The organism is Pseudomonas corni (assembly GCF_057128765.1).
This window is the reverse complement of the sequence record NZ_JBSKHW010000001.1, coordinates 501,318-521,446: the sequence shown is the minus strand read 5'-3', so window position 1 is coordinate 521,446 and position 20,129 is coordinate 501,318. Positions and strand designations below refer to the sequence as shown.

The following is a 20,129-nucleotide window of genomic DNA, read 5'->3' as shown; positions in this document are numbered from 1 at the left end:
AGCCAACTTGTTGGCGAGCCAGACGATGCGGTGGGTCAGGTCCGCCGCCTCGCGAATAAATTCGCTCCTACAGGGTTGCGATGGCTTCAGTGCAATTCCCGCCCCGCCAACCCCTTTTCCATATAAAGACTGCGCAGCGTGATCCCGCTCGGATGCTCGTACGCTTCGTCACGAATCGCGGCAAAACCCATCGCACGGTAGAAGTCAGCCGCATTGAGCGACGAGAACAGATACAAGCGAGTGAAGTGTTCTTGAGCCGCTATCGCCTCAAGTCCCTGCATCAACAGTTTGCCGATGCCATTGCCGTCCTGCCCTGGCTCAACGAAGACCGCGATCACCTCACCGCTCTGGCGATCCAGAATCCCGTAGCCCAACAGTTGGCCGTTTTCCTGCGCCATTAAGGCGCTTTGGGTGACGATCAGGCGCACGTAGGACTCAGGCGCAGGCGATGCACTCCAGACTTCGATCTGTTCTGCCGAATAGTGACTGGCGCAGGTCAGTCTGACCGCGCGGGTCCTCAAAGCCCACAGCTGGGGAATATCGCCAATGGCGGCTTTTTTGAGTTCGATCATGATGTTGTTCCCTCTCTCCGTTACGCGCGCACGGCCCTGTGCGCGCACTGCATGAAGGTGTCAATTTCGTCCGGCATTGCGCTCGGCGACGCGGCCCAACACCGCCAGGTCCATGTGCCCTTCGTCGTGGGCGGTCGCGTCCAGCAGGTTACCGCGCACCAGATCACCCAGCGGCATTGGCACTTGCACCTGCTCTGCCGCCGCCAGCGCCAACCCGACGTCTTTCAATCCCAGGGAAGCTTTGAAGGCGGCAGGCTCATAGCTGCGTTCGGCGATCATTTTGCCGTAACCGCCGTACACCGGGCCGGGGAAAATGCTGTTGGAAATCAGGTCGATCAACTGCCCTGATTCCATGCCGTAGGCGCCGACCAACACCGAGGCTTCGGCCATGGACTCAATGGCGCTGACGATCATGAAATTGACCGCCACTTTCATCACGTTGGCCTGGGAGGCTTTATCGCCCATGCGCCAGGTTTTGCGCCCGATCAGGTCGAACAGCGGTTGCACGGTGTCGATGGCATCGCTGGGGCCCGCGGCGAGGATATTGAGGTCGCCAGTGGCCGCTACATTGGGCCTGCCGAGCACGGGAGCTGCGATGTAGCGGACGCCTTTTTCTTCATGCCGAGCGGCGAGATCATCAGCAAAGGCCACGGCGATGGTTGCCATATTGACGTGGATCAGCGGCGCTTTGAGGGTGTTCAGCAGGCCGGACTCCAGCAGTACTTCGCGCAGCGCTTTATCGTCGGCGAGCATGCTGAACACCACGTCGACGGCGAATGCTTGCGCAGGCTCGGTTGCCGCCACTGCTCCCTGTTCGACCAGCGTTTGTACCGGGCCCGCAGAACGGTTCCAGACCACCAATTGGTGGCCGCCCTTCAACAGATTGGCGGCCATGGCCTGGCCCATATTGCCGAGTCCGACGAAACCGATTTTCATGGATCTGTGCTCCTGACGTGGAAAACAAAGACCCCTAGGATGCGCTTTTGCGGCTGGCGATGGGAAGCGCCGGACCGCCACCTTCATGTAGGCGGTTCACCCGCTTATGGGTGGAAGATTCATCCGCTTCTGCCCGGAAGGGGTAGGAGCCTTGCTTGCAGGCGATGGGCTGCGCAGCAGTCCTAATACCGACACTCGGTTTGGCTGACACACCACACTCACCGGTTTGCTGCCGCTTCGCGGTCGAGCGCGACCCCGGCAGATCGTCGGCAAGCCGGACTCCTACGCCTTCGGCAGAAGCAAGAGCCAAGCCCCAGTGCCTGCGGCAGAAGCGGCCGTTTTAAAAACTGACGGTCGCGGTGACTCTCGCGGTGCGCGGCGCGCCGAGGAACAGGTAGTCGTCGCCCAGGTATTCGCCGGCATCGCGCCAGTAGCGTTTGTCGAACAGGTTGTCGACCGTCAAGCGAAACACCGTGTCATAGCCATCAAACCGCGTGCTGTAGCGGCTGCCTGCGTTGAACACCGCGTAGTCATCGACCTTCTGCGTACCCTCGCGATTGGCGTATTTACTGGCGCTGTACTGCACACCGCCGAGCAACGCCAGGCCCGGGATCGGCAGGCTGTAATCGGCATACAGACTGGCGCGGAATTTTGGCACGTTGATCGGCTGATGATCTTCATACGCCGCTGTGCCGCTGTCTTCGACCCGTGCTCGAATCGCCGCCGCGCTGGCAGAAATCTGCAGCTGCGAGGTCAGCCAGCCGTTGGCGCTCAGCTCGATCCCGGTGTTCTTCTGCTGGCCCTGCTGCACGTAAGTCAGCGAGCCATCGTCGTTGGGTTTTGAATACTGATACGCCTGCCGCGTCTGGAATAGCGCCGCCGCAAAACTCATGCGCTGCCAGTCGTACTTGACCCCGGCCTCCAGCTGACGAGAGATCGTCGGCGCCAGAATCTCGCCAATATTGCTGTCGAACACCGACGCCGTGCCGCCCAGCGACAGGCCTTTGCTGTAGCTGGTGTACAGCGAAACGTTGTCCACCGGTTTGTAGATCAGCGCCGCTTGCGGCAGGAAAACCGAGCGCTGCGTATGGCGATTGTCGCTGCCGTCTTCGTTGTAGGCCTTTTCATCAAGACGCACCTGGCGCCCGCCCAGTACGGTCTGCCAATGCTCGTTGAAACTGATGCGATCAGTGGCGAACAGCCCGTACTGACGACTGTCGAGACGGCGCTCTTTATGCCCCACAGACACATCTGAAGGCGCGAACGTCTCGACCGGCTGATGAATATTGCCGGAGCCGACGTACTCGCTGAAATACGGCCGCGTGTCCACGGTGCGCCGGAACACACTGGTGCCGAAGGTCAGCTCATGCTTGAGCCAGCCGGTGTTGAACAGCCCGCTCATGGCCGCCTCGACCTCATCGTTGCGCTTGGTGTCATCGGGGCTGCGGAAGTCGTAAATGTCGTAATTGCCGTCCGAACCGAAATGCCCGGTGAGCGGTTCTGCCGAGCAGTTTGCGGCCTGGTAGTAGCAACCGTAGGCGAACGCGCTGTAGTCATCGATCACTACCCGGCTGCGGGATGCGCTGAGGCTGCCTTTCCAATCGTCGCTGAAACGGTATTCATAGCGGCCGTTCATGTTCAGCGACTGGATGCCCACCGGGTTCGACCAGCTTTGATAACCCAGCAACTTGCGCGGCGAGGCGTCGTGGGGCAGTTCGGTGCCGTTGAGCAATTGGTAACCGGGGACCGAGCGCTGCTCTTTGTCTTGGTATTCGACGTCCAATTGCAGGGTCGATTGATCGTTGATATTCCAGTCGAAGGCCACGGAACCGAAGTCGCGCTGACCGTCGGCGTGTTCGACGTAGGAACGAATGTCTTCGTGGGCCAGGTTCACCCGTAAGCCGAATTGTTTCTCGCTGCCGAACCAGCCGCCGACGTCAGTGGCCAGGTAGCGCTCGCCGTGCTCATTGGTGGAAACCGTGACAGAGCGCACGTCTTCCGGGCGTTTGGTTTTGTAGTTGATCAGGCCGCCGGGCTCGGAGACGCCGCTTTGCAAGCCAGACAGCCCCTTGAGCAATTCAACCTGTTCTTTGTTTTCCAGCGCGACGTTCTGCTCGCCGGTGATGGTTCGGCCATTGATGCGATAACTGCTGGCGGCGTTCAGCGAGAACCCGCGCACCACGAAATTTTCGTAGTAACCGACCGGGGCATAACTGTCGCCTACCGACGCGTCGTTTTTCAGTACGTCGCTGAGCAGTTTCGATTGCTGATTCTTGAGCATTTCGCTGCTGAACACGCTGATCGAGGCTGGGGTATCGAGTAGCGGGGCCTCACCAAAGCCGCCAACCGATGCGCTGCTGGCCTGATACACCGACGCCTGCTCGCCAGATACTCTCACTGCGTCCAGCGTCAGCGGCTCCGACTCTTGGGCGGCGAACAACGGCGAAGCGAAGGCGATGCTCAAGGGAAACAGGCGTCGGGTGAAGCCGGTTGCGGGGCGGCGAGGCGTGGGCATTTCGATAAAACTCCTGAGATGTTTCCAAAACCGGGATGACGAATGAAACCGTGGGAGCGGACCCGTCCGCGAAGTGGTCGGTACATCCGACATACCTTCAGCGCCTGAACTGCTGCATTCGCGGACAGGTCCGCTCCCACGGGACTTGCATCCGGCCAAGAATCCAATGGGTTCAACACCAACCAGCGCGGCGCATCTTTTACGTTTGTTGCCGGTTTTTTACAACCTCGGCAAACTGCGTTACATCTTTCGCCAACACGTTGGCGCTTACAGAACCCCACAAGGAAGTCCCGATGACCCTTTCGCTGTTCATGGCTGTAATCGCTTCCGGGTTTATCTACGGGATTTCTCCGGGGCCTGGCGTGCTGGCGGTGTTCGGCATTGGCGCCGCAAGGGGCCGTCGCGCCGGGGCGCTGTTTCTGTGCGGGCATCTGCTGGGGGACGTGATCTGGTGCAGCGTGGCGCTGGCGGCGATCATCGGCGCCAAGGTCTTTGGCAGCACGACGTTCAACATTCTCGGAGTAATGAGCGGGCTGTTTCTGTTCTGGCTGGGCTTTCGCGCGATCACCGCCAAACGCAGCAACGGCGACGATCAGAATGTCTCGGCGCGCAACCCGTTCTGGCACGGCATCGTGTTCGGCCTGACCAATCCAAAAGCCTACCCGGTGGCGGTCGCGACCTTCACCGCGCTGCTTTCAAGCCGCGCTGAATTGCTCAACTGGTCGATGCTGCCGCTGTTGATTCTGGTCAGCACCCTGGGCGGGATCATCGCTTACACGATCATCGTCGGCGTGGTGGGCGCGCGCCATGTGCGCACCCTGTACCAGCGTCACGAATTGACCATCACGCGCATTTGCGGGGTCATGTTCATCGGTTTCGCGGTCAATGCGCTGGTGCATGCGGTGCCAGGCTTGCTGCCCCGCCGCCCCTGATGGCGGGTCATCCCAACGGCGTGACGGCGGCTTCTTTGGTCAGCCACGCCAGAAACTCCTTCACCGGCGAATGCCGCTCGCGCCCCGGCGTACACACCGCCACATAACGCGGGCCGGGCAATGTGATGTCAGGCCGCAAAGCCACCAGCAAACCCTTCGCCACGCTGTCGGCCACCAATACATTGCTCGCCAACACCAGGCCATGACCGGCAATCGCCGCGCTCAGTGCGTAATGTTCGTCGTCGTATTCTCGAAAGCGCGCGTTGGCCAGCCAACTGTGTTCGCCGGCCGCCGCACACCAGCTTTTCCAGTTCACCACATCGGTGCCGGGGATCTGCCAGCTGAGGTCGATCAGCTCGATGTTTGCTTCATCGATACCGCCCATGCCCGGCGCTACGTACACCGCGAAGTGTTCGCGCATCAGCTCCACATGAATCAGGTTCGGGTCATGGCGATGAGTGGTGCGGATCGCTAGATCAATGCTCGAATCGCGCAACAGATCGACGATTTCATTGCGCGTGTCGATGCGTACGTTGAACTGCGGCCAGGCGCGATGAAAGCCGCCCAACCGGGGGATGAGCCAGGACGCTGCAAGGCCTGGAGTGGTGGAAAGGGTCAGGGTTTGCGAGGCCGATTCGGGGCAGAATCTTTCCAGACTCTGGCTGATGTCGAGCAACGCCCGGTGGGTCTGACGGTAGAGCTTTTCGCCGTCCTCGGTCAGCTTCACGCCCTGCCCCGAGCGGTTGAATAACAACGCGCCGAGCCATGCTTCCAGGGTTTTGACTTGATGGGAGATCGCCGCTGGCGTCACTGACAGCTCATCGGCAGCGGCCTTGAAACTGCCCAGCCTGCCCGCCGCCTCGAAAGTACGCAGGGCCGTCAGCGGTAGGTTGGAAAACACAAGGCGGCTCCAGGTGAATTGAATTGAATGGCGCTCAATTTATCTCATTTTTCTCAAGACCAGGCGGTCGGTAGCGTGGCCTTCAATTCGGTTTATCGATTGGAGGCGCAACATGCAAGGCCCTGCACGCAAGGTGGTTCAAGCAGTTCTGTATGAGGTCATCGCGATTTGTTTTCTGTCACCGGCGCTGGCGTGGGTGTACGACGAGAGTCTGGGGTATTCCAGCGCGCTGTCAGTGATGCTTTCGGCCAGTGCCTTGCTGTGGAACATGCTCTACAACACAGGTTTTGAATGGTGGGAGGCGCGTCAGGTCAAGCGCACCCGCACGCTACTGCGCAGGTTGATCCATTCGCTGGGGTTCGAGGGCGGGCTGACGCTTTTGCTGCTGCCGCTAGTTGCCTGGTGGCTCGAGATTTCATGGCTGGCGGCGCTGGCAACCAATCTGGGGCTGTTCGTGTTTTTCTTCGTGTATGCGTTGGTGTTTCAGTGGGGGTTCGATGTTGTGTTTGATGTGCCGGATTCCGCACGTTCTCCTGTAGGAGCGCGCTTGCCCGCGAAAGCATCCTTTCAATCGCCACAATCGTCGACTGACGGATCCTGATCGCGGGCAAGCGCGCTCCTACAACGGGTTCACGACGCCGCCTACTGCGCCAAACCGACTTTCAACACTTTGCCGTCGTCTTCGTCGGTCAGCACATACAGATACCCATCCGGGCCTTGGCGGACGTCGCGGATGCGGGATTTCAGGTCGCCTAGCAGACGTTCTTCATGCACCACTTTGTCGTCCTTGAGTTCCAGACGAATCAAATCCTGAGATGACAAGGCGCCAATGAAGATGTTGTGGTCCCACTGCTTGAACGTGCTGGAATCGTAAAACGCCATGCCGCTGATAGCTGGCGACTTTGGCCATACATGGAACGGCGTTTTCATGCCCTCGACCACCTTACCCTTGGCCTCGGAAATGGGCTGTCCGGTGTAGTCGATGCCGAAGGTCGCGATCGGCCAGCCGTAGTTGCCGCCGCGTTCGATGATGTTGATTTCATCACCGCCCATAGGCCCGTGCTCATTGGTCCAAAGAGTCCCCGTCCAAGGATTGAGCGCGGCGCCTTGCTGATTGCGGTGGCCGAAACTCCAGATTTCCGGACGCACGTTTTTCTGCCCGACAAAGGGGTTGTCCTTGGGAATGGTGCCGTCAGGATACAGCCGCACGATCTTGCCCTGGAGCTTGTCGAGGTCTTGAGCAGTGGGACGATTGTTGTTCTCGCCCAACGCGATGAACAGGTAGCCGTCGCGGTCGAACACGATGCGCGAACCGAAGTGATTACCCACCGACAGCTTGGGCTGCTGCTGGAAGATCCGCGTGAAGTTTTCAAGCTTGGTCATGTCTTCTGACAAACGACCACGGCCTGCTGCGGTGCCGCCGGTTTTGCCATCGCCGCTGTCCTCGGCGTAAGTCAGGTAAACCATTCGGTCTTTTTTGAAGTCCGGAGACAGCACCACGTCGAGCAGTCCGCCCTGCCCTTGCGCCCAGACTTTAGGCACGCCGCCCAGAGGCTCCGACAGCTTGCCGTCCGCAGAAACAATGCGCAGATTGCCCGGCCGCTCGGTCACCAGCATGCCTTTTTTGTCCGGCAGAAACGCCAGCGCCCACGGGTGTTGCAGGCCGGTCGCGACTTCATCGACGGTCAGCGTGCCTTCTTCGGATTTGTAAGTGGTGGTAGCGGCTGTAGCGCCGAGGGGCAGGCCCAGCCAAACGCTGGCACACAGGGTTGCGATCAAGGTTTTGCGGCTGATTGTTCGGCTGCGAGTCGTTTGAGGCATGGGCGATTCCTTATCGAGGGAAAGAGTTTTCTGACACTGAGGTCTCAACGAATATTGCCGCGCTGGCTGTTACCGGAAGGCGTTGGCGCCTGCTGGCGGGTGGGATAACCGTTGCGGATGCCGCCGTTTTCCAACGTCGGCGAGCGCGGGTTGACCCCGGTTGCCGGGCGGTTGACCGGAGGGCTGATCGATTGTGTGCCTTGGCGGCTGTTGGGATCAGCGCGGCGTATGGCGCCGTTGTCCGGGGTATTGTTACGGGCGGCGCCGTTGGGGTAAGTGGCGGCGGCAAGGGTTAAAGCCGCTTGCCCAGAGGTGGCATTGGTTGCCTGATGATTGCCAGCAGTACCGGCATAGGCAGGGCCGACACTCAGCAAACTGCCGAGGGTCAGGGTCGCAAGACTTCGCAGAACACTGTTCATTACTACCTCAAGAGATCGGGTAACGATTGGTGTGTTGGATGGCGATTGGTCAACTAGGTTCGCGTAGGCCGGGCGGATGAGCAACCGTAGGACGATTCCCTTTGTAACAAGGATCGTCCGAATACGCAGGATTACCGTGGGAGCGGACCTGTCCGCGAAGGGGCCAATGAGCCTGATGCAACGTTGTCGCCTGAAAGTCCGTATTCGCGGACAGTTCCGCTCCCACAGGTCGTCACTAAAGCCGAAATTATTTGTGTACCCTGCAACCGCCCACCCTGCCAGGAACCGCCCGCCATGTCCGACGCCAACACGCCTGCCCCCGCCCTGAAGGAAATCTTCAATCGCGAGCGTCTGCGCCACATTGCCGAACAAACCCTGGCGGTGTATCCGGCGTTCGACAGCAAGGCCTTCATGGCCCGCGCCGCGAAAGACCTGGACGGCCTGTCATTGATGCAGCGCTTGAACCGCGTCAGCCAAAGCCTGCATGCTGGTTTGCCTGAGGACTATCCGGCCGCACTGGACATCCTCTTTCAACTGGCACCCCTTTTGAACAGCGGCTTCGTGACCCTGATCCTCCCCGAATACGTTGCGCTGTATGGGCAGCATGATTTCCAGCGCTCGATGCAGGCGCTTAAATATTTCACCGCGTTTGGCTCCTCGGAGTTTGCCGTGCGGCACTTTCTGCGCAACGACCTCGATCAAGGGCTGGCGCTGATGCACCAATGGTCACTGGACGAAGACCCCCACGTGCGTCGGCTGGCCAGTGAAGGCTGTCGACCTCGCCTGCCGTGGTCATTTCGCCTGGAGAAACTGGTCGCCGATCCCTCGCCGGTGCTGGAGATTCTCGACAACCTCAAAGCCGACGACAGTCTTTATGTGCGCAAATCGGTGGCCAATCACCTGAACGACATCACCAAGGACAATCCCGAGTGGGTGCTCGATCAGATCGAAGCCTGGCCACTGGATAACCCGCACACCGCGTGGATCGTCCGCCATGCGCTGCGTTCGCTAATCAAAAAAGGCAATGCCCGCGCGCTGACGATCATGGGCGCAGGCGAGCAGCCCCAAGTGCGCATCCAAGGCTTGAGCCTCACGCCGAACGCTATCCATCTGGGCGAGCGCATCAGTCTGTCATTCACCCTAACCTCGACTAGCGACGCCCATCAGCGGCTGATCATCGATTACGCGATTCACTACGTGAAAAAGTCCGGTGGCACCTCGGCCAAGGTGTTCAAGCTCAAAACCCTGGAACTGGCCGCAGGGCAATCGGTGACCATCAGCCGCGAGCAACAGATTCGCAACTTCACCACCCGCGTGCATTACGCCGGTCGGCATGAAGTGGATGTGCTGATCAATGGGCAGTGCTTGGGCCGCAGTGGATTTGATCTGGCCGAATAACGCTGCGATGCGACTGGTCGCCGGTTGCACAAATCTTCCAGACTTGGCTTTAAGCTAAAACATACAGTCAGGCTTTAACGCAAAGCACCAGGACCAGGCGCATCCGCAGTTACTGGATTGAGGAACCCCATGCCCACCCCAAACTGGATTGATCTCAAGCAGGACGCCCTGTCTGGCATCGAGACCATGCGCGCGCATTTTGAGGGGCACGCTTACGATCCTCACTGGCACGACAGTTATCTGGTGGGCGTGACCGAACAGGGCGTTCAGCAATTCAACTGTCGTCGGCATAAGCACCTGAGCACGCCGGGCAAGGTCTTTATGCTGGAGCCGGGCGAAATCCATGACGGCGACGCACCCCATGCCGAAGGGTTTACCTATCGCACGCTGTATCTGGACCCAAAGTGGCTGGATCGGGAACTGCGCAGCCTGTTCGAGCAGACACCAGCCTCCACGCAACTGAGCTTTGCCACGACACTGGCGGACGATGCGCGTCTGGCGACGGCAACCGCCAACGCATTTAAGACGCTGCACGATGAGGAAATCCGCATCGTGCGTCAGACCGCGCTCGACACGTTGCTGTCGAGCCTGACCAGCCATTTGCACTGGCGCACCCTGATCACCCCGGACCCGCGCTTGCCGCTGGTTGCACAAAGGGCGCGGGATTATCTGCACAGCCACATGACCCAAGACATCGGGCTGGACGATCTGGCGCGGGAAACCGGTGTCGACCGCTTCCGCCTGACCCGAGCATTCAAGGCCGCATTCGGTATCGCGCCGCACGCGTATCTGATCCAGCTGCGGCTGGCCAAGGCCCGTCAGTTGTTAGCCCGAGGTGAATTACCGGTTTCGGTGGCGGCCGCGTTGGGTTTCGCCGATCAGAGCCATCTGGGCCGGTGGTTTCAGCGGGCGTATCGCATGACCCCGGCGGACTACCGCAAGCGCTGCTCAAATCTTCCAGACTGACGCGCGCGGGACCGTGAAGATCGGTACACGATCAATCACTGTCGAGTTGTTTCATGGACCAGATGCTGCCCTTTCTGCTGTTTGCTTTCGTCGCCTCCATCACCCCCGGCCCTACCAATATTCTGGTGCTGACCAACAGTTCGCGGCACGGCTTGCTCACCACGCTGCCGATTGTGTTTGGCGCCTGTGCCGCCGCCGCTTTGCTGGTGTTGCTAGTCGGTACCGGACTGGGTGATGTGTTGGCACGCCATGGGCAGGTGCAATCGGTCATGTCGTGGATCGGCATCGTGTGGCTGACGTGGATGGCATGGCAGATCTTCAGCGCGCCTGCCGAGGCCATCGACCCCAATCAACCACCAAAAGGCCCGCGAATGGGCGTGTTCGGCGCGGCTGCCTTGCAGTTGGTTAACCCAAAGACCTGGATGATGGCGCTGGCAGTGATCAGCGTGTTTGCCGGGACCGACGCAGACCGCATGGTGCGGGTGATGTGGCTGTCGCTGGCGTTCTTCCTTATATCCATCCCGTGCATGACGATCTGGGCCTATCTGGGCATCGGCGCCGCAAAATTCTGCCGCTCGGCAACGAGCATCAAGCGCTTCAATCAGGTCATGGCGGTGGTGCTGCTGGTGTCGGCGTGGTTGACGTTGGTGGTTTGAAACCCATGATCAAGCGCAGCATTTCGGGGCCGCTTCGCAGCCCATCGTCGGCAAGCCGGACTCCTGCGCCCTCCGGGCAGAAGCGGCAGCGTGCAGCGATACGAATCGCCGTTGATCCCAGGCTGCAGAAGCGGCAGCGTGCGTACGAGCAGAACTTGCTCATACGAAAGTGCCATCACCCTATTGCATCCGTTTTTTCTTTGTCTATGCTCTGAACAGCGAACGGTCGCCACTCAAATGAGTGGTATTGCGCGCGCGATTTTTCCGAATAAGTCGTGTTGGAGCCGATATGGATCGTCAGGCTGACCGTTGCCCCCTGCTGCCGCTTGTCGCTTCGATAGTCATCGGACGATTGGTCGCTGTCCTCGCCTTTCCATCCAAACAGCTCTATTTCAAAGGTTTGGGCGAAAATACCCGATCTGCTTGCGCAAGTTATGTCATCCCGCCATGACTCAAGTCCCGCCTCATGCTGTCGATGCAAACGTATGCCAATCAAGGAAGACGGTCACTGTGACCGCATTCGAACTATCGAGTCACGGAGCGCAGATGTTTAACTCTCACCGCAAGGCTGTCGAAGCCGAGTTGCAAGTCTCCTCAGCCGCTTTGTGCCACACACAGGCCAAGCTGGCCGCGATCAGCCGATCCATGGCGATGATCGAGTTCACGCCTGACGGCATCGTCATTCAGGCCAATGAGAACTTCTGCAACGCCATGGGTTATCAGCCCAACGAATTGGTCGGCAAGCACCACCGGATTTTCTGCGAAAAGTCTTACTGCGACAGCGAAGCCTATCCCAAGCTCTGGCGCGATCTGGCGCGGGGCGAGGCGATTTGCGGCACCGTCATGCGCCTGGACAAATCCGGTCGAGAGATCTGGCTGGAGGCCAGTTATATGCCGGTGTTCGGCGCCGACGGCAAAGTGAATAGCGTGATCAAGGTCGCCTCTGACGTCTCTGCCCGGCTCCACGAGAGTCACGAACACGACAGCATGATCAACGCGATAGGTCGTTCGATGGCAGTGATCGAGTTCTCGCCGGACGGACGTGTCATTACCGCTAACGACAATTTTCTGAAGACCACCCAGTACGCACTCAATGAAGTCGTTGGCCAGCACCACAGCATGTTCTGCACCCGTGCCGAGGTGGATTCGCCTGCTTACAAGGCGTTTTGGGCATCGCTCAATCGCGGCGAATACCATTCCCGTCGCTTTGAGCGGGTCAACAAATACGGTCAGACGATTTACCTCGAAGCGTCGTACAACCCGCTGTTTGACGCCAAGGGCCGGCTGTACAAAGTGGTGAAGTTCGCCAGCGACATCACTGAGCAAGTGAGCGTGCAGCGCATGGCCGCAACGACGGCCCACGACACGTCCGTTCGCACTGACGCCTGCGCGCAGAAGGGCTCCAGTGTCGTGCAGCAGACCGTTGCCGTGATCGAGCAAATCTCCACCGATCTGAATGAGGCTGCGCGCAGCATTGACGCAGTGAACAAGCAGTCGGAAATCATCGCCACCATTGTGCAGACCATCCGTGGTATCGCCGACCAGACCAACCTGCTGGCATTGAACGCCGCCATTGAAGCAGCCCGGGCTGGTGAACATGGCCGCGGGTTTGCGGTGGTTGCCGATGAAGTGAGGGGGCTAGCCGCCAGGACCAGCAAAGCGACAATCGAGATTGTCGATGTGGTGCGCCAGAACAACGAGCTGGCGAAGAGCGCGGTGTCGAGCATGCAATCGAGCTTGAGCCGAACAGGCACCGGGGTCGAGCTGGCCAATGAGGCCGGGGAAGTGATTCTGGAAATTCAGCAGGGCGCGCGGCATGTGGTCAATGCGATCAGCCAGTTCAACTCGACGTTGCAGTTGAGTTGAAACCGGCGCAATCCCTGTAGGAGCGCGCTTGCCCGCGATAACGGTGTATCAGTCAGCAGATTATCAGCAGACAGGATGCATTCGCGGGCAAGCGCGCTCCTACAGGATCAGGGGGGAGTCAGCCTTCACTCCCCAATATCCTCATTCCACAGCTCTGGCTTGTCAGCGATGAACTGGCTCATCAGCGCGACGCAGGTGGCGTCGTGCACAACGTCCACCTGCACGCCCCGCGAGCGCAGCAGTTCTTCCTCGCCCATGAATGTCTGGTTTTCGCCCACGATGATCTTGCGGATGCCGTATAGCAGGATTGCGCCGCTGCACATCGCGCAGGGTGAAAGTGTGGTGTAGAGCGTCGCTTCCTTGTAAACCCTGGCTGGCTGACGTCCGGCATTCTCGAAAGCGTCCATTTCGCCGTGCTTGATCGCACTGCCTTCCTGCACCCGACGGTTGTGCCCACGACCGATAATCTTGCCGTCGTGAACAATCACCGAGCCGATCGGAATGCCGCCTTCGTCCAGCCCCTTCTGCGCCTCGTCGATGGCCGCCTGCATGAATGGATCCATGGTGTTCCCCCGTCACGTCAAAAAAATTCGTCCCCCTGCCGACCGGCAGCGATGGGGCGTCAAGGTTTGGCTTTTTTCAGCGCACTGTCCAGCGCGGTGGAGACGTACACCTTGAGCAACTCGCTGGAGCGGCCCTTCATGTCCATGCCGACATCCCGCTGCTTGGCGCGAAATTTGTTGGCCAGCGGTTGCGCCGGTTCGCCGACATTGAGCTGTTGCAGTTCTTCCGGCGTGAAGGATTGCGAGTAAGCCGCCGCCAGGTTGCGATCCCATTCAGGCTGATATTGCGGTTGCAGGTTTTGCAGCTCGTCCTGCACCAGGGTTTGAGCCTGGGTTCGGCCAACGGCTTCAACGATGGTAGCGAAGGTGACGGTGCGCGAGGCCACCTGATAGCCCAGCCAGCCCAGGCTCTCACCCAAGTGATGGTCTTGCACAAACACCAGTGCTTGATCCGGAACAACGGCAGGCGCTGTTACATCAGCGCGGGCGTTTTGCGGCGCGTTCAGCATCAGGCAAACCAACGCACTCATCATTACGTTCATTACCGTCAGCGCAGTTGATCTGCGATACCCCATGTCCTCTCCCCGGCCATTTTTATCGTGGGTTCAACTTACTCGCTGTGCTGATGACGCTAGCAGTTGAGCCATGGATCGCCATCGGATCAAACGCCACAGCTCAACAAAGTCAGATTCGCGGCACCCGAGTGGATGCCCATTGCTGCTCGGTCATCCGGTAAATCCGCACACCGCGTCGATGGTATTGGCTGTGGATGAACCCACTGAACCCCAGTTTTTGAATGACTTTGACCGACGCCACATTGGTCGGCTCGACGATGGCGATCAACGAATCGATGCCCAATCGGCCGAACGCGTGATTGAGTGTGGCGCGGGCGGCCTCAGTGCCGATTCCCCTGCCCCACCAAGCTGTTGCGAGGCGATAACCGATCTCGATTTCGTCGGCGCCATCGACGCGTTCAGCATTGAGACCGCAGAAGCCGGCCAAGGTTGAGGTGGATTTATCGACGACGGCCATGGGCCCGAAACCGTGCTCGCGATAGGAGTGTCGGCACCACTCGATAAATTCGCCCGTGGATTTTTCGGACATGACCCCGCGCACGGAATGGCGCATGACTTCAGCGTCCGCAAGAATGCGCGCCAAATCCTGGGTGTCGTCACTGGTCAGTTCGCGCAGGATCAAGCGATCAGTGCGCAGCGCGGAATGGTGAATGCTCATGATGTCGCCTCGGCGTCAGTCGAATTGACAGGGCTTGATCATGGCGCAGGGGAAGCGGCGTTGCCAGTGGGGAATGGGTGGGTAGCGCACAACGCCTCTCTGTAGGAGACAACTTGTTGGCGAGCAGTCTGTACGCGGTGCCAGACACACCGCCTCTCTGTAGGAGACAACTTGTTGGCGAGTGGCCTGTACTCGGTGTGCCAGACACCGCCTCTCTGTAGGAGACAACTTGTTGGCGAGTGGCCTTTGTGCGGTGTGACAGTTACACCGCCTCGCGAACAAGTTCGCTCCTACAGAGGGGGTTTTTACAACCCCGCCGTCACCTTCTTGGCCACATCTGCCGGAACCCACGTTGTCCAGATTTCCGGGTGGTCTTTCAGGAAGCTTTTGGCAACCGCGTCCGGCTGTTCACGTTTCTCGCTCATCTGGCCCAAGGTCTTGTTCAACTGGTCGATCGGCAGATCAACTTTCTCGAAGAACGACACCAGTTCCGGATACTGCTTGTGGAAGGGTTCGGACACGCCAATTGCCAGGTGCGCCGCCAGCGATGCGCTGCCGATGGGGTTCGGGTTGCTGGCATCGGACAGGGTTTTCCAGGCGGCTTCGTTGAACGGCGGCTCTTCGAGTTTGATCAACTTGAAGCGACCTAGCAGCGGCGTCGGCGACCAGTAGTAGAACAACACCGGCTGCCCGCGACGTACCGAGGAACTGACTTCGGCATCCAGCGCAGCGCCGGAGCCGGTACGGAAGTTCACATAACTGTCAGTCAGCTTGTAGGCCTTCAGTTTCTGGGTGTTCACGATCTCGGACGTCCAGCCGGACGGACTGTTCAGGAAACGCCCTTGGCCCGGAGATTCCGGGTCTTTGAATACGTCTTTGTATTTGGGCAAATCGGCCACCGATTTCAAATCAGGCGCCAGCGGTTTGATCCCGCGCGCCGCGTCGCCCTTGATCACGAATTCCGGCACGTACCAGCCTTCGGTTGCGCCCTTGACGATGTTGCCCAGGCCATACACCTTGCCTTCCGCCTCGGCCTTGACCCACGCCGGGCTACGCCCTGCCCATTCTTCGCCGATAACTTGAATGTCGTTTTTCGCCAGCGCCGCTTCCAGGCTCACGGTGCTGCCAGGCAGTTTATCAGTCGGGTAGCCGTAGCCTTTCTCGACGATGGTGCGCAGGATTTCGGTGATCAGACTGCCGCTTTCCCAAGTGATATCGCCGAACAGGATGGGCGCGGTTTTGTCTGCCGCGTGGACCGATTGCGTCAGCACCGCCAGCGCCAGCAGCGAGCCGCCCAACAATTTTTTGATCGATGTCATGGTCGTTTCTCGAGATTCAAAGGGTCAGAAGGCTCATTTGGTTGTAGCACAGCAGGCGCGTCATTCCAGGCAAGCGCGCTTGCAGCAGGTCTGGGCCTGATCCATATAAACGCTGACCGAGCGCTGAGAGATACCCAGTTCGACAGCGATTTGTGGATAGGTCAGGCCGTTGTCCCGCGACAGCAAAAACGTCGCCTTGACCTTGGCCGGCAGGCGATTCAAGCGCCGATCGATACGGTTCAGGGTTTCGATGGCCTGAGCCAAATGCTCGGGTGACGGATTGTGACTGTCGTCAATGACGCTCAGTTCATCGAAATAACTGCGCTCGAGGTCGCGTCGCCGCCAGCGTTGGTACAGCAGCCGTTGAGCGATAGTGGTGAGCAACGCGCGGGGCTGGCGAATCGGCACGACGTTGGGCGATTCCAGCAATTGAATGAAAGCTTCGGAAGCGATGTCTTCGGCGCACGCGACAGAATTCAGATGCCGCCGCAAGCGCTCACACAGCCAGACGTAATGGCTGGCGAACAGACTGCTGATGAGTTCGCGATGGGAGAGTTCGGCGGCAGGCATGGGGCGTCCTTGAACGATGGTTTTTATGCTCACTGGCAAACCGGTGACAGGCATCGTAACAAGGGTTTTTATGCATTAAAAATAGCTTTATATGAGATCGATATTCCCATATCGAATATATAGGTGCGCGGTCTGTAGGAGCCAGCTTGTTGGCGAGAAGGTTTATCGCGGTCCCCCTGACACAGCCCCTCGCGAACAAGTTCGCTCCTACAGAGTGCCGGCGATTACCGGACAGTGGGGTATCCGAAATCAACCGCGTGTTGTTGGTAATCGAGCAGCACCTGGTAATCGTCCTCGCTGGCGGCGATCACTTGGCTTATTGCCAGAACGGATGCAACGTCGGGCAATTCCTGCAGCGCTTTGTTGAGGGCCGAGCGAATCGGTTCGGCATCGATTCCCAGCCTTGTGATGTAGGGCAAACTCGGACTCAGCGCTGTCTGGGTAAGAATCCGTAAACCGGCCACTTCATCACTGCCGTCCCGCGCCAGATAGTCGTAGGTCACGCTGTCGATGGCCGCCAGATCACCCCGCCCTTCTTTGAGCCAGCGCAAACTGTCGCGATGGCCACCGGTGACCGACACCTGTCCAAAGAATCGACCCTCCACCTGCAACGGCGCCAGCGTGTGGCGGAACAGATTCATCCCGGAATTGGAATCTTCGCTGTTGATCAGCCCGTGACTGCCGCGAAAGTCGATCAGCTCATGGCGCGGATCTTCCTCGCGCACCAGCAACAGGCTGCAATGACTGCCCTCGGCGCTATGGGGCAATTGGTACACCGGGCGACCGATCACCTGCACGTGGCCACGCAATTGGGTCATCAGCGGATAGCCGCACGTCTGCGCCAGTATCAATTCCGGTGACAGCCAGAGCGACTTGAGGTCGGGCGTCTGGTCATGCAGGCGCGTTTTCGCCAAGTGCTCCAACGTGCGCGTCAGCCAGCGCTCCTGTGCCTCACGCACTGGTTGCGGCGCGACGTACATCAGCAGTTCGGCGAAACCTTGAGGCATGGGAAAATTCCGGATCAGACGTAGGGATGTTGAGGACTGTCGATAGGATTGAGGCTGTGCAGCCGAAAGAGTTCACCATATCCCCGCACCAGAAAAAACCCGCTGCGTGCCAGCCATTGCTCCCTCCGTTCGTGATACACGGTCGGCATGTGGTACCACGACAGCCCCGGTAAATCGTGGTGTACCAGATGCAAATTCAGGTGCAGAAACAGCCAGCTCCAAGGCCATGCCGCTTCGTTGATCACTGTTCGCTGTTCCGGATGCTCGCTGGGCCGATGCTCGTAATACGAACGCACCATCGACACAGCGAGCGCCGGCAAAGCGATCAACAACATGTAATGCAGGGGGGAAAGCGCGCTGTACTGCGCGATAAACCAGAACATCAGCACCGCGAACGCGCCGTGGGTGGCCCACATCAGCCACGCCTGCCGTTCGCCGCGCAGCAAACGTTTCGATTCCCCGATCAACAGACTGCTCAACGCCAGCGGAGCACCAAACAGCACGCGCCCCGGCAAGGTTTTATCGAGCCAGCGCAGCAGTCGCACGATGCCTTGCGTTCGGGCCCAGCCCGACTGACTCAGGTAACGGCTCTCGGGATCCAGGCCCGGCACGGTCAAATCTTCGTCGCGGTGATGCTCAAGATGGGTGTCTCGGTACAGCGTGTAGGGGTACCACACGGCAAACGGCGCGTAACCCAGCACCTTGTTCAGCCACAAAAATCGCGTCGGATGGCCGTGCAGCAACTCGTGTTGCACCGACATCCACAGCACGAGCAACGGAATCATCAGCACCGTGGTCGCCCAGACTCCAAGCTTCGGGCTCAACAGCAGCAAGCCGAACCAGGCGCCGTAAACCCCCGCAAGCAACATCCAGGTCGGCCATTCCGTGCGGCCGGTAAAGCTTGCGCGCAAACGCTGAACGTCTTCGCGCTGGCGGTCGTCGAGGTAGTTGGGCATCGCAGATACCTGCATCGGGGCTGATACCGGTATGTGCATCGACGCAGGAAAATCTTGTAGACCGATTGGTTATGGCGGTAGAACGAAAGCCCCAAAAAGCCGCTGCGCCCCGATGTTTCCCATGCAAATTTGCGTATTACCCGAGATTTCCCGTCCGCTGCTGGACAAGTTCTACCGCGCCCATCAATCGCCCATGCGCGGCAAGGGTGAAGCGACAGCGTGGGTGGTCAGGGATCCGCAGATTATTGCGGCGCTGTGCATCACGCCGGTAGACGGCGGGCACTGGCTGACCGGCGTGTTCGTTGCGCCTGATCGACGTGGTCAAGGTATTGCAGCGCGTCTTATCGAGGCGGCAGTGGCACAGGTCGGCGGCAAGGTCTGGCTGTTTTGCCACCCTGAGTTGGGCGACTTTTACGCGCGCCTGAAATTTGAGGCGGTGTCTGAGTTACCTGAAACGCTTGCAGGACGATTCGCCCGTTACGCCAGAACCAAAGCGCTGATCGCCCTGTACCGCCAATAAAAGCAGCTCACGTCCCGACAAGAAATATCGGGAGCGAGGTGCTTAGATCCTTATTGCACACGCGACCCAACCGAATGCATGATCCCAAGCGCAAACCCGCGTGCTAGCCTCGGCCATCACCTTTATCCAGACCAACGGGACGCCCATGAAAAAGACGCTTATCGCCTGCTCTCTTGCCGCGTTATTCGGATCGACGCTTGTCATGGCCGCCGACACACCGCCGCCTTCGAACATCACCCATGAGCAGTTCGCCAAGGTGCTGGCCGGCGACTGGCGATTGCCGCAAAACAGCGCGCGCGATCAATACCGTCATCCAGAACAGACACTGCAGTTTTTCGGCTTGCGTGACGACCAGACCTTGATCGAGATCACGCCGGGCAATGGCTGGTACAGCGAAGTCCTCGCGCCGCTGCTCAAGGACAAGGGCCAATACATCGCCGCCGTTGTCGCACCCAATACCAGCGATTACGCCAAGCGCGCCGTGGATAATCTCAAGCAGAAGTTCGCCGCCGATCCTGAGCATTACAGCAAGGCGCAGGTGATCGAGTACAACCCCAAGCAACCTGATCTGGGCAAACCTGCCTCGGCCGACGCGGTGCTGACCTTCCGTAACGTGCATAACTGGACCGACGCGAAAACCGAAGTCGCGACCTTCAAAAGCTTCTACGAAGTGCTGAAGCAGGGCGGCACGCTGGGCATCGTCGATCACCGCGCAAAAGCCGGAACCACGGCTGCACAGAACGAGAACAACGGTTATCTCCCCACTGAATACGTGATCAAGCTGGCCACGGATGCGGGGTTCAAGCTGGTGGGCGAAAGCGAAATCAACGCCAATCCGAAGGACACCAAGGACTACCCTGACGGGGTCTGGACGCTGCCGCCATCTTTGGTGCTGGGGGAAACCGATCGCGCGAAGTACCAGGCCATCGGCGAGTCTGACCGGATGACCCTGCGCTTCGTCAAACCGGCCAAGTAAAAC

21 protein-coding genes and 1 pseudogene are annotated in these 20,129 nt (G+C 59.3%); 9 read left to right on the top strand and 13 right to left on the bottom strand.

Annotated elements, in window-relative coordinates; all coding sequences use genetic code 11:
• Nucleotides 1-86: 86 nt before the first annotated feature.
• The 3 genes from ACWKV9_RS02320 to ACWKV9_RS02310 all read right to left on the bottom strand — a co-directional run bounded on the left by ACWKV9_RS02320 (nucleotide 87) and on the right by ACWKV9_RS02310 (nucleotide 4,023).
• Nucleotides 87-572, bottom strand: coding sequence for a GNAT family N-acetyltransferase (locus ACWKV9_RS02320; RefSeq protein WP_483834464.1), 486 nt, complete (start codon nucleotides 570-572; stop codon nucleotides 87-89).
• Between the two features lie 60 nt (nucleotides 573-632).
• Nucleotides 633-1,595: an NAD(P)-dependent oxidoreductase gene (locus tag ACWKV9_RS02315; RefSeq protein WP_483834463.1), complete on the bottom strand. Its 963-nt coding sequence runs from the start codon at nucleotides 1,593-1,595 to the stop codon at nucleotides 633-635.
• A 253-nt stretch (nucleotides 1,596-1,848) separates the two neighbouring features.
• Nucleotides 1,849-4,023 (bottom strand): TonB-dependent siderophore receptor, encoded by a 2,175-nt coding sequence (locus tag ACWKV9_RS02310; protein WP_483834462.1) that lies wholly within the window; start codon nucleotides 4,021-4,023, stop codon nucleotides 1,849-1,851.
• A 293-nt stretch (nucleotides 4,024-4,316) separates the two neighbouring features.
• Between ACWKV9_RS02310 and ACWKV9_RS02305 the strand changes: the two genes are divergently transcribed.
• Entirely contained in the window at nucleotides 4,317-4,955 is a 639-nt protein-coding gene (locus ACWKV9_RS02305; protein ID WP_483834461.1) for a LysE family translocator, read from the top strand.
• 7 nt (nucleotides 4,956-4,962) lie between these two features.
• On the opposite strand, the gene ACWKV9_RS02300 is transcribed toward ACWKV9_RS02305, so the two are convergent.
• Nucleotides 4,963-5,856 (bottom strand): LysR substrate-binding domain-containing protein, encoded by an 894-nt coding sequence (locus ACWKV9_RS02300; protein ID WP_483834460.1) that lies wholly within the window; start codon nucleotides 5,854-5,856, stop codon nucleotides 4,963-4,965.
• Between the two features lie 112 nt (nucleotides 5,857-5,968).
• On the opposite strand from ACWKV9_RS02300, the gene ACWKV9_RS02295 reads away from it, so the two are divergent.
• A complete protein-coding gene (locus tag ACWKV9_RS02295) occupies nucleotides 5,969-6,457 on the top strand; it encodes a PACE efflux transporter (RefSeq protein ID WP_483834459.1) in 489 nt (162 codons plus the stop codon).
• Nucleotides 6,458-6,498: 41 nt separating this feature from the next.
• Here ACWKV9_RS02295 and ACWKV9_RS02290 read toward each other — a convergent pair whose 3' ends face one another.
• Nucleotides 6,499-7,650 (bottom strand): PQQ-dependent sugar dehydrogenase, encoded by a 1,152-nt coding sequence (locus ACWKV9_RS02290; protein WP_483834723.1) that lies wholly within the window; start codon nucleotides 7,648-7,650, stop codon nucleotides 6,499-6,501.
• Nucleotides 7,651-7,721: 71 nt separating this feature from the next.
• On the bottom strand, nucleotides 7,722-8,096 hold the full coding sequence (locus ACWKV9_RS02285) for a hypothetical protein (protein WP_483834458.1): 375 nt from the start codon (nucleotides 8,094-8,096) through the stop codon (nucleotides 7,722-7,724).
• 294 nt (nucleotides 8,097-8,390) lie between these two features.
• Between ACWKV9_RS02285 and ACWKV9_RS02280 the strand changes: the two genes are divergently transcribed.
• The 5 genes and pseudogenes from ACWKV9_RS02280 (at nucleotide 8,391) to ACWKV9_RS02260 (ending at nucleotide 12,982) form a co-directional block, all read left to right on the top strand.
• Nucleotides 8,391-9,494 (top strand): DNA alkylation repair protein, encoded by a 1,104-nt coding sequence (locus ACWKV9_RS02280; protein ID WP_483834457.1) that lies wholly within the window; start codon nucleotides 8,391-8,393, stop codon nucleotides 9,492-9,494.
• A gap of 129 nt (nucleotides 9,495-9,623) precedes the next feature.
• Nucleotides 9,624-10,460, top strand: a complete 837-nt coding sequence (locus tag ACWKV9_RS02275) for a helix-turn-helix domain-containing protein (RefSeq protein WP_483834456.1) — start codon at nucleotides 9,624-9,626, stop codon at nucleotides 10,458-10,460.
• 53 nt (nucleotides 10,461-10,513) lie between these two features.
• Nucleotides 10,514-11,116, top strand: coding sequence for a LysE family translocator (locus ACWKV9_RS02270; protein WP_483834455.1), 603 nt, complete (start codon nucleotides 10,514-10,516; stop codon nucleotides 11,114-11,116).
• 447 nt (nucleotides 11,117-11,563) lie between these two features.
• A pseudogene (locus ACWKV9_RS02265) lies at nucleotides 11,564-12,445 on the top strand (PAS domain-containing protein); the annotation flags it as partial.
• 12 nt (nucleotides 12,446-12,457) lie between these two features.
• The gene (locus ACWKV9_RS02260) at nucleotides 12,458-12,982 is read left to right on the top strand and encodes a methyl-accepting chemotaxis protein (protein ID WP_483834722.1); all 525 of its coding nucleotides are present in this window, start codon (nucleotides 12,458-12,460) and stop codon (nucleotides 12,980-12,982) included.
• A gap of 125 nt (nucleotides 12,983-13,107) precedes the next feature.
• On the opposite strand, the gene ACWKV9_RS02255 is transcribed toward ACWKV9_RS02260, so the two are convergent.
• The 7 genes from ACWKV9_RS02255 to ACWKV9_RS02225 all read right to left on the bottom strand — a co-directional run bounded on the left by ACWKV9_RS02255 (nucleotide 13,108) and on the right by ACWKV9_RS02225 (nucleotide 18,630).
• Complete coding sequence (locus ACWKV9_RS02255) at nucleotides 13,108-13,545, bottom strand: nucleoside deaminase (protein WP_483834454.1); 438 nt, start codon at nucleotides 13,543-13,545, stop codon at nucleotides 13,108-13,110.
• A 59-nt stretch (nucleotides 13,546-13,604) separates the two neighbouring features.
• Nucleotides 13,605-14,087: a hypothetical protein gene (locus ACWKV9_RS02250; protein ID WP_483834721.1), complete on the bottom strand. Its 483-nt coding sequence runs from the start codon at nucleotides 14,085-14,087 to the stop codon at nucleotides 13,605-13,607.
• Between the two features lie 142 nt (nucleotides 14,088-14,229).
• Nucleotides 14,230-14,778: a GNAT family N-acetyltransferase gene (locus ACWKV9_RS02245; protein ID WP_483834453.1), complete on the bottom strand. Its 549-nt coding sequence runs from the start codon at nucleotides 14,776-14,778 to the stop codon at nucleotides 14,230-14,232.
• 305 nt (nucleotides 14,779-15,083) lie between these two features.
• Entirely contained in the window at nucleotides 15,084-16,097 is a 1,014-nt protein-coding gene (locus ACWKV9_RS02240) for an ABC transporter substrate-binding protein (RefSeq protein ID WP_483834452.1), read from the bottom strand.
• 60 nt (nucleotides 16,098-16,157) lie between these two features.
• Nucleotides 16,158-16,667 carry a sigma-70 family RNA polymerase sigma factor gene (locus tag ACWKV9_RS02235; protein WP_483834451.1) on the bottom strand — a complete coding sequence of 170 codons (510 nt, stop codon included), beginning with the start codon at nucleotides 16,665-16,667 and terminating at the stop codon, nucleotides 16,158-16,160.
• 224 nt (nucleotides 16,668-16,891) lie between these two features.
• Nucleotides 16,892-17,674, bottom strand: a complete 783-nt coding sequence (locus ACWKV9_RS02230; RefSeq protein WP_483834450.1) for a phosphate/phosphite/phosphonate ABC transporter substrate-binding protein — start codon at nucleotides 17,672-17,674, stop codon at nucleotides 16,892-16,894.
• 14 nt (nucleotides 17,675-17,688) lie between these two features.
• Nucleotides 17,689-18,630 (bottom strand): fatty acid desaturase, encoded by a 942-nt coding sequence (locus tag ACWKV9_RS02225; protein WP_483834449.1) that lies wholly within the window; start codon nucleotides 18,628-18,630, stop codon nucleotides 17,689-17,691.
• A 121-nt stretch (nucleotides 18,631-18,751) separates the two neighbouring features.
• On the opposite strand from ACWKV9_RS02225, the gene ACWKV9_RS02220 reads away from it, so the two are divergent.
• On the top strand, nucleotides 18,752-19,150 hold the full coding sequence (locus ACWKV9_RS02220) for a GNAT family N-acetyltransferase (protein ID WP_483834448.1): 399 nt from the start codon (nucleotides 18,752-18,754) through the stop codon (nucleotides 19,148-19,150).
• A 145-nt stretch (nucleotides 19,151-19,295) separates the two neighbouring features.
• The gene (locus tag ACWKV9_RS02215; RefSeq protein ID WP_483834447.1) at nucleotides 19,296-20,126 is read left to right on the top strand and encodes a class I SAM-dependent methyltransferase; all 831 of its coding nucleotides are present in this window, start codon (nucleotides 19,296-19,298) and stop codon (nucleotides 20,124-20,126) included.
• Nucleotides 20,127-20,129 lie beyond the last annotated feature (3 nt).